The sequence below is a fragment of the Saccharothrix saharensis genome, from assembly GCF_006716745.1.
Lineage (GTDB): Bacteria > Actinomycetota > Actinomycetes > Mycobacteriales > Pseudonocardiaceae > Actinosynnema > Actinosynnema saharense.
Window position 1 is genome coordinate 8,001,777 of the sequence record NZ_VFPP01000001.1, and the last position, 13,360, is coordinate 8,015,136.

Consider the following 13,360-nt stretch of genomic DNA (forward strand, 5'->3'; position numbering starts at 1 on the left):
GGTCACGCCTCCGTGTCGGCAGCGAGAGCTTCGAGATCCGCGAGCACCAGTTCCTCGACCAGGTCGGCCAGGGCGGAGACGGTGCGCGCGGTGAGGACGTCGCGCGGTGACAGGTCGACGCCGAAGGCCGCCTTGGTCCGGGACGTGATGTGCAGGCTGCGGATCGAGTCGCCGCCGAGGGTGAAGAAGCTGTCCTGCACGCCGACCTGGCCGACGTCCAGCACGTCGGCCCAGATGGCCGCGATGGCCTCTTCGGTCTCCGTCCGGGGCGCGACGTACTCGCCGGACGTGACCGCGTCGCGCTCGGGCGCGGGGAGCGCGACGCGGTCGAGCTTGCCGTTCACGGTCAACGGCAGGCTTTCCAGTGCGACGAACGCCGCGGGAACCATGTGGTCGGGCAGGACCTTGGCCGTGTGGTCGCGCAGCTCCGTCGCCGTAGTCGGCTTGTCCGGCACGTAGTACGCCACCAAGCGGTGTTCGTTAGCCAGTACAACGACCTGGGCGACCGCAGGATGCGCGGCGAGGACCGATTCCACCTCGCCGAGTTCGACCCGGAACCCGCGGATCTTCACCTGCTGGTCCGCACGGCCCAGGTAGTGCAGCACGCCGTCCTCCCAACGGGCGAGGTCGCCACTGCGGTACATGCGGGAACCGGCTGGGCCGAACGGGTTCGCCACGAACCGCGACGCGGTCAGGCCGGGCCGGTCGAGGTAGCCGCGGGCCAGGCCGGGCCCGGCCACGTACATCTCGCCGGGCACGTGCGGCGGCACGGGGTTGAGGTCCTCGTCCAGCACGTAGATCCGCAGGTCCGGCATGGCCACGCCGATGCTGCCGTCGGCCTCGGTGTAGGTGACGTGCACGGTGGTCTCGGTGATGCCGTACATGTTGATCAACGCGCCGGGACCGTCCCAGCCCGCCAGCTTGCCCATCTCCAACGCCTCGCCGGCGAAGATGACGCAGCGCAGTCGCAGCCCCGTCGGTTTCTCCGGGATGAGTTGGTAGAACGCCGACGGCGTCTGGCTCAGGATCGTCACGCCCTCGTCGACGAGCAGCCGGGCGAAGTCGCGCGGCGAGCGGGACACCGCGTGCGGCACGACCACCAGCCGGCCGCCGTGCAGCAGGGCCGCCCACAGCTCGAACACCGAGACGTCGAAGGCGTAGCTGTGGAACATCGACACCACGTCGTCGGGGCCGAGCCGGAACCAGTGGTCGGTGGCCGAGAACAGCCGCACCACGTTGCCGTGCGGGATCACCACCCCCTTGGGCCGGCCGGTGGAGCCGGACGTGTAGATCACGTACGCGGCGTTGTCGGGGCGCGGGGCGGTGGTCGGCGCGGTCGCGGGCAGGCCGGTCAGGTCGGGGATCTCCGACAGCACGGCGACCGGGCGGGCGTCGGCGACGGTGGCCGCGATCCGGTCCTCGGGGTAGGCGGCGTCCAGCGGCAGGTAGGCCGCGCCGGACTTGAGCACCGCCAGCACCGCGACCACCTGGTCCAGCGAGCGCGGGAACCGCAGGGCGACGATCCGCTCCGGTCCCGCGCCGAGCCCCACCAGGTGGTGCGCGAGCCGGTTGGTCCGCTCGTCCAGCTCGCGGTAGGTCAGGTGCGCGCCCTCGCACGTCACCGCGACCGCGTCGGGCGTGCGGGCCGCCTGCGCGGCGAACAGCTCCGGGATGGTGGCGGTCGGCTCGCCGACCGCGGTGCCGTTCCAGTCGACCAGCACCTGCCGGACCTCGGCGTCGGACAGCCACGGCACGTCGGCCACCGGCCGGTCGGGGTCGGCGACCAGGCCGACCAGCAGCCGCCGCAGCCGTTCACCGAGCCGGGCCACGGTGTCGCGCTCGAACATCGCGGGCTCGTAGCCCAGCAGCACGCCGAGCCGTTCCTCGGGGTAGACGGTGGCGCTGAGGGGGAAGCTCGTGGTCTCTTCCGCCGACAGCTCGCGCAGGCCCATGCCCTCGGCGACGTCGGCCGGGTAGTTCTCGAACACGACGACGCTGTCGAACAGGGCGGTGCCGCGCTCGACGCCGCTCCAGCCCTGGATGTCGTTGAGCGGCACGTGCTCGAACCGCCGCGACTCCACCTGCGCGTCCTGCACCCCGCGCAGCCACTCCGCGACGGGCGTGGCGCCGTCGACCCGGACGCGCACGGGCAGGGTGTTGATGAAGATGCCGGTGATCGAGTCGACGCCGGGCAGCTCGGCGGGCCGGCCGGACACCGTCGCGCCGAAGCACACGTCCCGCCGTCCGCTGGAGCGGGCCAGCAGCAGCGCCCACGCGCCCTGCACGATCGCGCTCGGCGTGACGCGGTGCCGGCGGGCGAACCCGTACAGCGCCTCGGACTCCTCGGCGGTCAGCTCCACCGGCATCCGCCGCGACGACGTGCCGTGGTCGGCCGGGCGGTCGGCGGGCAGCGGCGTGGGCGAGTCGAAGTCGCCCAGCACGCGCCGCCAGTGCGCCTCCGCCGCGGCCTCGTCCTGCTCGGCGAGCCACGCCACGTAGTCGCGGAACGGCCGACGCTCCTCGGGCTCGCCCGCGCCGAGCACGTCGGACAGCACGTGGAAGACGCTCCAGCCGTCGAGCAGCACGTGGTGGAACGTCCACAGCACCTGCACGCTCGTGGGCGACAGGCGCGCGATGGCGACCCGCATCAGCGGCGGCACGGCCAGGTCGATGCCCTCGGCCCGGTCCTCGGCCAGCAGCTCGCGCAGCCGCACGGCGCGGACGTCGGCGTCGAGGTGGCTCCAGTCCAGGAACGTGAACGGCACGCGGACGTGCTCGTGCACCACCTGCAACGGCTGCCGCACGCCCTCCCACAGCACGCTGCTGCGCAGCACCGGCGTCCGGTCGACCACCCTCTGCCAGGCGGCGGCGAACGCGGCCGGGTCCGTGACGCCGTCGACCACGAACGTCGTCTGCTGGAAGTACACGCCTTTGTCGCCCAGGCCGTGGAACACCATGCCCGCCTGCATCGGCGTGAGCGGGTAGGCGTCCTCGCCGGTGATCCGGTCCACCTCGGCCTGGGCCAGGTCGGCCAGCGGGAAGTCCGACGGCGTGCGACCGCCCGCGCCCGGCTCGGCGCAGTGGGCCACGATGCCGCGCAGCGCGGCGGTGAACCCGTCGGCCAGGCGCGTGACGGTGTCCGCGTCGTGGGCGTGCTCGCTGTAGTGGAAGGTGAACTCCAGCCGGTCGCCGCGGACCTGGCCGACCACGTCCAGCAGGTGCGGCCGGGGCGCGCGCGGGTCGGCGGACAGCTCCAGGTCGCGCTGGTCGGCGTCGAACCGGCCCAGGTAGTTGAACGACACCCGGGGGTCGCAGGCGGGCGCGGTGCGGGCGAGGTGCCGCAGCGCGCCGTACCCGATGCCGCGTCCCGGCACGGCCCGCAGCTGCTCCTTCACCGACTTCAGCGTCGTGCCCCAGTCACCGGCGGGCACGTCGAGGGCGACCGGGAAGACGGTGGTGAACCAGCCGACCGTGCGGGACAGGTCGACGTCGGCGAACAGCTCCTCCCGGCCGTGGCCCTCGAGGTCGACCAGCACCCGCGGCCGACCGGTCCAGTCGGCCAGCACCCGGCCCAGCGCGGCCAGCAGCACGTCGTTGACCTGCGTGCGGTACACGCCGGGCACGTCGCGCAGCACCGCGTCGGTCTCCCGGGCGGTGAGCCGCACGGTGACCTCCCGCTGGGAGCCGACCGTGTTCGGGCCGGTCCGGTCCACGGGGATGTCGGTCGGCGTGGCGGCCACCGCCGTCCAGTGGTCGAGCTCGGCGTCGAAGCCGTGCCGGGCGTGGTCGGCGAGCCGGGTCGCCCAGTCGCGGAACGACGTGGTCTTGCGCCCGAGGTGGACGGCCTGCCCGACACAAGCCTGGCGGTAGGCGGTGGTCAGGTCCTCGACCAGCACGCGCCACGACACGCCGTCGACCACGAGGTGGTGCGCGGTCAGGCGGACCGAGCCGCCGGCGAGCACCTCGGCCCGCAGCAGCGGCCCGCGGGCGAGGTCGAAGTGCTCCAGCGCCGACGGGTCGGTGTCCGCGACGGGGCCGACCACCTGCCGGTCGCCCTCGAACCGGGCGCGCAGCGCGTCGTGGTGCCCGACCAGCGCGGCCAGGGCGGTGCGCAGCGCGGGCACGTCGAGGTCGACGTCGAGGTCCACGACGACGGACTGGTCGAAGTGCTCGGGCCGCACGGTGTGGCTGTCGAAGAACCAGCGCTGGATCGGGGTGAGCGGCGCGTCGCCGGTGACCGGGCCCTGGTCCGCGGCGGGCGGCAGGTCACGGGTGACGTGCGGCGCGATGGCGGCGATGGTCTGGTGCGCGAAGATGTCCCGCGAGGTCAGCACGAGCCCCGCGCGGCGGGCGCGGGTGACCACCTGGATGCCCAGGATCGAGTCGCCGCCGAGCGCGAAGAAGTTGTCCCGCACACCCACCCGGGCCGCGCCCAGCACCTCGGCGAACACGTCCGCCAGGACGGCCTCCACGGGCGTGCGCGGTGCCACGTAACGGACCTCGGTGCGTTCCTCGGGCGGTTCGGGCAGGGCGTCGCGGTCGAGGTGGTCCAGGCCGACGACCGTCGTGGGCACGGCGTGCGCGGGCAGCACCTGGCCGAGGAACCCCTGCAGCGCGGCGGCGTTCACCGGGGGCGTCACGTAGGCGACGAGCCGCCGGTCGACGGCCTTGACGACCGCGTCGGTCACCTCGTGGTGCCGCCGGATCGCCCGCTCGACCTCGGCGAGGTCGACCCGGAACCCGCGGACCCGCACCGCGTCGTCGGGCGCGAAGTCGAGCCGCGCCAGGCCGCGCAGCGGGCGGTCCGGGTCCTCCACCACCAGGCGCAGCAGGGCTTCCAGGTCGTCGCTCAGCGACTCGATCGTGGCCGCGTCGAACAGGTCGGTGTTGTACTCGACGGTCAGCGCCAGGTCGTCGCCGCGCGGCCAGAACTCCACCACCAGGTCGAACCGGGCCACCGGTCGGGGCAGGTCGTGCTCGGCGGCGGTCAGTTCGCCGAACGCCGGGTCGCGCAGCAGCGGCTGGTGCAGCGCCACCACGGCCTGCACGAGCGGCGTGCGGCCGGGGTCCGGGTCGGGCCGCAGCTCCTCCACCACCCGGTCGAACGGCACGTCGTCGTGCGCGAACGCCTCCAGCGCGGTGTCCCGCACCTGGTCCAGGAACGCGGTGAACGGCAGCTCCGGGTCCACCCAGGAGCGCAGCACGAGCGTGCGGACGAAGAACCCGACCGCGCGTTCCAGGTCGGCGCGGTCGCGGCCGGAGCTCACCGTGCCGACCGCGACGTCCCGCTGCCGGGCGCGCGCCGACAGCAGCACCTGCACGGCGGCGGTGAGCGTCATGAACAAGGTGGCGTCGTGCGCCCGGCCCACGCCCGCCAGCCTGCGGACCAGGTCGGCGGGCAGCGGGCGGCGCAGCACCGCGCCGGAGGTCGTGCGCAGCGGCGGCCGGGGCCGGTCGGTGGGCAGGTCGAGCGCCTCGACACCGTCCAGCCGGGCCCGCCAGTACGCCGGGTCGCCCTCGGGCCTGGCCCGGTCCCACACGGTGAAGTCCGGGTACTGCACGGCGGGCTCCCCGGGCTGCCCGCCCGCGTACAGCTCGGCCAGCTCCTCCAGCAGCACCTGCACCGACCAGCCGTCGGTGACGATGTGGTGCTGCACCAGCACGAGCAGGTGCTCGTCCGGCCCGAGCGGACCGAGCACGGCCCGGGACAACGGCCCGTGCCGCAGGTCGAACGGCTCGTCCAGGCCCAGGTCGGCGGCGCCGGGCCCGCCGTCGCGGGCGGGCAGGACGCGCAGCGGGATGGTGCCGTGCGGCGCGACGACCTGCACCGGCTCGTCGCCCACCACGTCGAACGTGGTGCGCAGCGCGTCGTGCCGGCAGGCCAGCGCGTCCAGCGCCCGCTCCAGCCGCGGCACGTCCAGCGGCCCGGTCAGCCGGACACCCACGGCGGTGTTCTGCTCGGCGGTGCCGTCGAGCGAGAACAGCCGGCGCTGCGCCGACGACAGCGGCAGCGGCGTGACCCGCGGCACGCGCGGGATCGGCGCGCTGTCCCGGTCGGGCAGGGCGGCGGCGAGCGCGGCGACCGTGCGGTGGTCGAACATCGCGCGCACCGGCAGGCCGCCCAGCCGCGACAGCGCCCGCACGGCCAGGATCGAGTCACCGCCCAGGGCGAAGAAGTCGTCGTGCGCGCCGACCCGGGGCACGCCCAGCACCTCCGACCACACCTCGGCGACCCGCTGCTCGGCGGGCGTGCGCGGCTCGACGTGGTCCTCCGGCACGGCGTCGCCGACCACCGGCTCGGGCAGCGCGTCGCGGTCCAGCTTCCCGTTGGGCGTGAGGGGGAACGCCTCCAGCGCCACGAAGGCGGACGGCACGAGGTAGTCGGGCAGCGTGCCGGCCAGGCGCTCGCGCAGCCCTGCGGTCTCACCGACCACGTAAGCGACGAGCCGCTTCGGTTCGCCGCGGGCGACGACGACGGCGTGCTCGACGCCCGGCTGCCCGCGCAGCACCGACTCGATCTCGCCGGGCTCGACCCGGAAGCCGCGGATCTTCACCTGGTGGTCGGCGCGGCCGACGAACTCCAGGTGGCCGTCGGCGCGGGTGCGCACCACGTCGCCGGTGCGGTACATCCGGGAGCCGGGCGGCCCGAACGGGTCGGCCACGAACCGCTGCGCGGTCAGCCCCGGCCGGCCCAGGTAGCCGCGGGCCAGGCCGACGCCGGTGACGTACAGCTCGCCCTCGGCGCCCGGCCGCAGGTCCCCGTCCAGCACGCGGACCTCCGTGCCGGGGATCGGCCGGCCGATCGGCGGCGTGCCGCCGGGCTCCAGCGGCTCGCTCCACGACGTGACCACGGTGGACTCGGTGGGGCCGTAGGCGTTGATCATCCGCCGGCCGGGTGCCCACTTCGCCACCAGGTCCGGCGGGCACGCGTCGCCGCCGACGATCAGCGTGCGGAACGCGGGCAGCGCCGCGTCGGGCATGGTCGCCAGCGCGACCGGCGGGATCAGGGCGTGCGTGACGCCGAACGCCTCGATCACCTCGGCGAGCTGGTCGCCCAGCAGCGGACCGGGCGGTGGCACGACGAGCGCCGCGCCCGCGGGCAGGGCCATGCACAGCTCCAGCACCGAGGCGTCGAAGCTGGGGGAGGAGAACTGGAGGACCCGGTCGCCGGGGCGCACGTCGAAGTGGTCGATCTCGGCGGCGGAGAACGCCGGTAAGCCCCGGTGCGGCACCACCACGCCCTTCGGCCGGCCGGTCGACCCGGACGTGTAGATCACGTAGGCCGGGTCCTCCGGGTGGATCGCGACGTCCGGCGCGGTGCCGGGCCGGTCGGCGACGTCCGGCACGTGGTCGAGCACGAGCAGCGGCTCGGCGTCGGCGACCATGAACGCGATCCGGTCGGCCGGGTAGTCCGGGTCGATCGGCAGGTACGCGGCGCCCGTCTTGAGCACCGCGAGCCGGGCCACCACGTTGTCCACCGAGCGCGGCATGGCGACCGCCACGACCCGCTCCCGCCGCGCCCCCTTGGCGAGGAGAAGGTGCGCGAGCCGGTTCGCGCGCTCGTCGAGTTCCCGGTGGTCGACCACACCGTCGGCGGATATCACCGCGGGTGCGTCCGGACTGCGCAGCGCCTGCGCGGCGATCAATTCCGGCAGTGTGCGGGCGTGCGTCATCGCGAGAGGTGCCTTTCTGGCTCAGGGGGCGCGGCTTACCCGTTCCGCAGAGGTTCAAACGTGATTTTCAGGCCATTTTCGCGACCTGCCTGCGGGCCAGTCGACCGCCGATCTGGATCCACCTGATCCCGCCGTCGCCCGGGTCGCGCAGGAAACGCCCGGTCTGGTTGGTGTCGCCGGTGTCGGAATCGCGCATCGCGAACACCAGCCCGTCGAACAGGGACAGGTCCGCGAACGGCTCGCCGTCCACCGTCAGGGCCAGCCGCTCCCGGTCCACGGCCCGCACGGCGTATTCGACGTCGCCGTTGCGGAACCTCCCGGTGCAGTCCGGCGGCGGTGCGATGGGGTGGTGCAGGCCGCGCATTCCGTCGTAATCGGCCACCGGCAGCCCGGCCGCGACCAATTCGGGCACGAGCTCGCGCCACAGCGCGAAGCCGCTGCTCGCGGTGGTCGTCAGGGCGACCGCGGTGCCGTCGGCCGGGTTGATCCGCAGGTGGCACGACGTGCCGTCGGCGGTGCCGTCGTGGCCGACCCAGCGGACGCCGTCGCGCTGGTACAGCGCCAGCCCCAGGCCCCAGCCGTCGGCCATGCCGAACGGCTCGGCGTGTCGGACGGGTTCCCGCATCAGGGCCAGCTCGTCGGGCCCCATCAGGTGCGGCGGGGCGCCGCCGAGCATCCGGCCGAACGCGACCAGGTCGGTCGCGCTCGCGGCCAGGGCGCCGGCGGGCGCCTCGACCGGGGCCAGCGACTGCGCCACCGGCACGACCCGCCCCGTGGCGGCGTTGACCGCGTGGCCCGCGACCACGTCGGTGTCCGGGCTCGTGGTGAACCTGGCGCGCACCCCGAGCGGGCGCAGCAGGACCGCTTCCACCGCCTCCGCCCAGGTCATGCCGGTGCTCACCTCGATGAGGTGGCCGACCAGGCAGTACCCGATGTTGGAGTAGGAGAAGCCGGCGCCGGGCTCGTGCAGCGGGTGCAGTTCGCGCAGCGCCTGCCGCACGTGGTGGCGCAGGGACGTGGTGCGCACGTCCTCCGGGTCCGACGGCAGCCCGCCGGTGTGGCTGAGCAGGTGGCGCAGCGTCAACTCGTCGGCCACCCCGGGCAGGTGGTCGGACAGCGGCGCGTCCAGCTCCAGGTCCCCGTCGGAGACCAGGGCCATGGCCACGGTCGCGGTGAACGTCTTGGTGATCGAGCCGATGGGCACGGCCGCGTCGGCGGTCAGGCCCACCTCGTGCGTCCACGTGCGTCCCGCGTGGTGCACGGCGAGCTGCGCACCGGGCACCTGGTGCCCGCGGGTCAGCGCGGCTAATCGAGTGGAGATCAGGTCGGTGTCCATGCGTGATCCTCTGAGAATGAGCCGCGGTGGATATGAGGCCGTGGCTGCGGGCCCAACGTTGACGGTCGCCGGGAGATCGTCGCGACCGCCGAACGGAGCATTCACCGAATGGGCATTCCCTATTTTGAGGGAAGTGTAACCCCGTGTTAGAAGTGTGACTTCCGGGATTCACTCGATCGGCTGGTTTGGACCGGATCGTTTCGTAAAGATCCCCAGTACGCGAGGGTTATTCGCAGTCGCGTGTCAACGCCCTTGCGGGCGGTCGTAGGCTGTCCCGTGAAGAGAGCATGAAATGTCTTCGTGGTCCGGTCGGCGGGATTTCGATGATTTTGCCGGGCGCCCGTAACCTTTGTCCGCCGGCCTCGTTTGACGCTACCCGCCCGTAACCGCGAGTCCAACCTCCAGAACGCGTGAGCCCCGCGTTCGGCACGCGTGAGTCCCACGCTCAGGAGCGCCGAGTCGAACGTTCGGGCGCGCACGGGCACGCGCCGGCACGGCGGCGTCACCGCGCGGCACGGGGAGGGGGAGGCGGCTAGTCCCGCTGGACCTCGTGGTGCAGGGCTTCCATCCGGGCGTCCAGCTCGGCCGCGATCGCGGCGGTGGCGGTCAGCTCCTCGACGAACCCGACGGGCACCTGGTCGTCGTACTTGTAGTACAGCTTGTGCTCCAACGTGGCCCAGAAGTCCATCGCGATGGTCCGCAGCTGCACCTCGACCTTGACGTGCTCCACGCGGTCGGACAGGAACACCGGGATGCGCACGATCAGGTGCAGGCTGCGGTACCCGTTGGGCTTCGGCGCGGCCACGTAGTCCTTGGTGCGCAGGATCTCCACGTCGTTCTGCCGGGCCAGCATGTCCCGCACCCGGTACACATCGGACACGAACGGGCACACCACCCGCACGCCCGCCACGTCGTCCAGGTGCTCGGCCGCCAGCGCCAGGTCCGCCGGCAGCCCCTTGCGCCGCAGCTTGTCCAGGATCGCGTCGGGCCGCTTCACCCGGTGCGTCACGTGCTCGATCGGGTCGTGCCGGTGGACGAGGTCGAACTCCTCGCTGAGGATCCGCAGCTTCGTCATCAGCTCGTCGACCGCGAACTTGTAGACCACGAGGGACCGCCGCAGCAGGTCATCCGCGACGCCGATGTCCATGATCCCCACGATACCGGGCGTGCCGGCGCTAGGATGCCGGGCGTGAACACCCACTGGCACGTGGTCCTCCCGCCGCCGTGCGCCTGACCGGGCGCACCCGCTGACGCACTCCTGCACGCCTGCCTGATCCGACCCCGACCGCCGCGGCGGTCCGGTCCGGTCCCGCGGTGCGCCCGTTCGCGTCCTCTTCCCCTCGTCTCGCGAACGGAGACCCCGTGTCGACCCTTGCCGTGCAAACACGCGCTCGTTCCTCCCGCGGACCGCTGCCGATCCTGGCCGCGTGCGTCCTGTGGGGCACCACCGGCACCGTCAGCTCACTCGCGCCCGCCGCCGCACCGACCCCGGCCGTCGGCGCGGCGGGCCTCGTGGTCGGCGGCGTCCTGCTCTTCGTCACGTCCGGGGGCACGCGCGCCGTGCTGCGGACCGCCGACTGGCGGCTGCTGCTGCTCGGCGCCGTGACCGTGGCGGGCTACGTGCTCGCGTTCTACCCGGCGGTCGCCCGCACGGGCGTGGCGGTGGGCACCACCGTCGCGCTGGCCGCCGCGCCGATCGTGCTCGGGCTGCGGTCCCGGCCCCTGCCCACGTCGGCCGCGGTCGTCGGCTGCACGGCCCTCGTGCTCGGTGACGGCGACGCGCACGTCGACCTGCCCGGGGTGGGGTTGGCGCTGGTCGCCGGCCTGTCGTACGCCGTGTACTCGGTCGTCTGCGCGCACCTGATCGGCCGCGGGCACCCGTCCCGCGCCGTGGTGGGCGTGGTGTTCGGCGGCGCGTCGGCCCTGACGCTGCCGGTCCTGCTCGCACTCGGCGTCACGTGGGTGGCGAGCCCGTCCGGGGCGGCGGTGACCGCGCACCTCGCGGTGTTCACCACGTTCGCCGCCTACCTGCTGTTCGCCCGCGGGCTGCGGCACACGGGCGCGGCGGCGGCGACCACGCTGACCCTCGCCGAGCCCGCCGTGGCGGCGGTGCTGGGCGTGGTCGCGCTGGGCGAACGGCTGCCGTTCGCGTCGTGGTGCGGGATGGCCGTGCTGGCGGTTGCGCTGGTCGTGCTCGCCCGGCGGTGACCGGGTCGGCCGGCGTCCACACCGGACGCCGGCCGACCGGTGCCTAGTCGGGTTGGTGAGCGCCGCCGCCCAGGCCGTAGAGGATGCGCTGGATGACCTCGGGGTCCACGTCCGGCTCGTCGCCCAGCGCCTCGGCGGCGGGGGAGCGGCGGGGTTCGCGGCGCGGCAGCGGCACGGCGGAGGCGTTCATGCCGGACGGCAGCGCCAGCTCGCACCACGCCAGGTGGCCGCCCGCGGTGAGGTCGACCAGGCCCGCGCGGGTCCCGGCCAGCTCCGGCGGCAGCGCCACCCGGGTGCCCTCGACCTCGACCACGAGGTACGTGCCGGTCAGGCGCAGGCGCACCAGCAGGAAACCGGGCGCGCGCCGGTCGGCCACCTCGACCGCGGCGCCGACCAGGCGGCGGACGGTCTGCGCGGCCTCGTCCTGCATCGCCCGCAGCCGCCACTCGCCGAGCGAGAAGCGCACGAACATGTCCGCCACGTTCACCGCGGTGGGCAGCGCGACGAGTCGAAGGTCGTCGACCTGTTCGGTCTGGGCGTTCACACCGATCCTCCTCGCCTGCGTCCGGCGCGTGCTGCGCCAGATGGTGCCATGAGTGCGTCCGATGTCACCCACGCGGTCTACGACCGTGAGCGGACTGTGTCCGCATCGAGTTCTACAGCTTCAGTGCTGACCGAAGCAAAACCCTGGCTTCACGACCTACTACGGGTGGAGACGGTGCGCGGTTCAGGCAGGTTGCGCCGGCGCGGACGAAACTACCGAACGCCGCTGCGAAATGGAATGACGGCCCCGGTTCGCCCGGCCAGGGACTTGACCTACGCAGCGTAGGGGCTCTGAGCAGCGCGAAGGGCCCGCCGACATCCTCGGCGGGCCCTTCGGTGGAGCGGGGTCAGGCCTGCTTGGCGGCCTCGATCTCCAGCAGGATGGTGATCTTGTCGCCGACGACGGCGCCGGCCGGGCCACCGGTCACGCCGAAGTCGCGGCGGTTGATCTCGGTCGAGGCGGAGAAGCCGACGACCTTCGAGCCGTCGAACCCGTCGCCGAAGCCGTTGATCTCCAGCTCCAGCTCCACGGCCTTGGTCACGCCGTGCAGGGTCAGCTCGCCGTCGACGATGAAGCCCTCGCCGTGCGCGCGCACGCCGGTGGAGGTGAAGGTGAGCTCGGGGAACTTCTCGACGTCCAGGAAGTCCTCGCCGCGGACGTGGGCGTCGCGCTGGTCGTTGCGGGTGTTGACCGAACCCGCGTCGATCTTCGCGGTGACCGTGGACTCCAGCGGGTTCTCGGCGGTGACGATGGTGCCCTCGAAGGTGCCGAAGTGGCCGCGGACCTTGGACACGCCGAGGTGGCGGACCACGAAGGAGATGTCCGAGTGCACCGGGTCGATCGCCCACGTGCCCGCGAGGTAGCCGGGGATCTGCACAGTCTGCGAGGTCATGGATGGTCCTTCTCGGTTGGTCTGGTTGAACTCTCAACAGAACATAGCGCATCCTGGTTGAAGGTTCAACAACGGACGTATGATGGGGGCATGAGCGACGTGCGGTGGCTGAGCGCCGAAGAGCAGCAGGTGTGGCGTGCCTTCATGACCGCCGTGACCAAGTTCACCGAGCACCTGGACCGGCAGTTGCAGCGCGATTCCGGCATGCCCATGGCGTACTACGAGATCCTGGTCGCCCTCTCGGAGGCCCCGGAGCGCGCGCTGCGGATGAGTGAGCTGGCGTCGGTGTGCCACTCGTCACGGTCCAGACTCTCGCACGCCGTGGCCCGCTTGGAGAAGGAGGGTTGGGTGGAACGCCGCGCCTGCCCTTCGGACCGCCGAGGTTCCATCGCGGCGCTCACCGACGTCGGTTTCCGGGTGTTGGGGCAGGCGGCGGCCGGGCATGTGACGGCCGTGCGCGAGCACCTGTTCGACGTGTTGACGCCGGAGCAGCTCCGGTCGCTGGCGGAGATCAGCCGGGCCGTGGACGCCGGGCTGACCGCGGAGTGCGCGAAGGTGCGCCGCGAGGAGTTCGCCGACCTGTAGGTCCGCCCTTCGGCCCGCACGGGGGAACATCCCACGTCCGGGGGAGGTCGAGTCCGATGTGGACGTATCCGGCGCAGCGGTCGTGCGCCGAGCGGAGCAGGATCACCGGTTGTCGCAAAATC

Annotated in this window: 6 protein-coding genes and 1 pseudogene; 2 read left to right on the top strand and 5 right to left on the bottom strand. The window is 73.2% G+C overall.

What is annotated here, in order from left to right:
• Positions 1-2: 2 nt before the first annotated feature.
• The 3 genes and pseudogenes from FHX81_RS36400 to FHX81_RS36410 form a co-directional block, all read right to left on the bottom strand.
• Positions 3-7,658, bottom strand: a pseudogene (locus FHX81_RS36400) (amino acid adenylation domain-containing protein); the annotation flags it as partial.
• Positions 7,659-7,740: 82 nt separating this feature from the next.
• Positions 7,741-9,009, bottom strand: a complete 1,269-nt coding sequence (locus FHX81_RS36405; RefSeq protein ID WP_141983016.1) for a serine hydrolase domain-containing protein — start codon at positions 9,007-9,009, stop codon at positions 7,741-7,743.
• A gap of 532 nt (positions 9,010-9,541) precedes the next feature.
• Positions 9,542-10,156: a GTP pyrophosphokinase gene (locus FHX81_RS36410; protein ID WP_141983017.1), complete on the bottom strand. Its 615-nt coding sequence runs from the start codon at positions 10,154-10,156 to the stop codon at positions 9,542-9,544.
• Positions 10,157-10,371: 215 nt separating this feature from the next.
• Here FHX81_RS36410 and FHX81_RS36415 point away from each other — a divergent pair, with 215 nt between their 5' ends.
• The gene (locus FHX81_RS36415; protein WP_141983018.1) at positions 10,372-11,217 is read left to right on the top strand and encodes an EamA family transporter; all 846 of its coding nucleotides are present in this window, start codon (positions 10,372-10,374) and stop codon (positions 11,215-11,217) included.
• A 43-nt stretch (positions 11,218-11,260) separates the two neighbouring features.
• Here the strand turns inward: FHX81_RS36415 and FHX81_RS36420 are convergent, their stop codons facing one another.
• A complete protein-coding gene (locus tag FHX81_RS36420; protein ID WP_141983019.1) occupies positions 11,261-11,761 on the bottom strand; it encodes an ATP-binding protein in 501 nt (166 codons plus the stop codon).
• 346 nt (positions 11,762-12,107) lie between these two features.
• Positions 12,108-12,653, bottom strand: coding sequence for a YceI family protein (locus FHX81_RS36425; RefSeq protein ID WP_141983020.1), 546 nt, complete (start codon positions 12,651-12,653; stop codon positions 12,108-12,110).
• A gap of 90 nt (positions 12,654-12,743) precedes the next feature.
• On the opposite strand from FHX81_RS36425, the gene FHX81_RS36430 reads away from it, so the two are divergent.
• Positions 12,744-13,238: a MarR family winged helix-turn-helix transcriptional regulator gene (locus FHX81_RS36430; RefSeq protein ID WP_141983021.1), complete on the top strand. Its 495-nt coding sequence runs from the start codon at positions 12,744-12,746 to the stop codon at positions 13,236-13,238.
• Positions 13,239-13,360 lie beyond the last annotated feature (122 nt).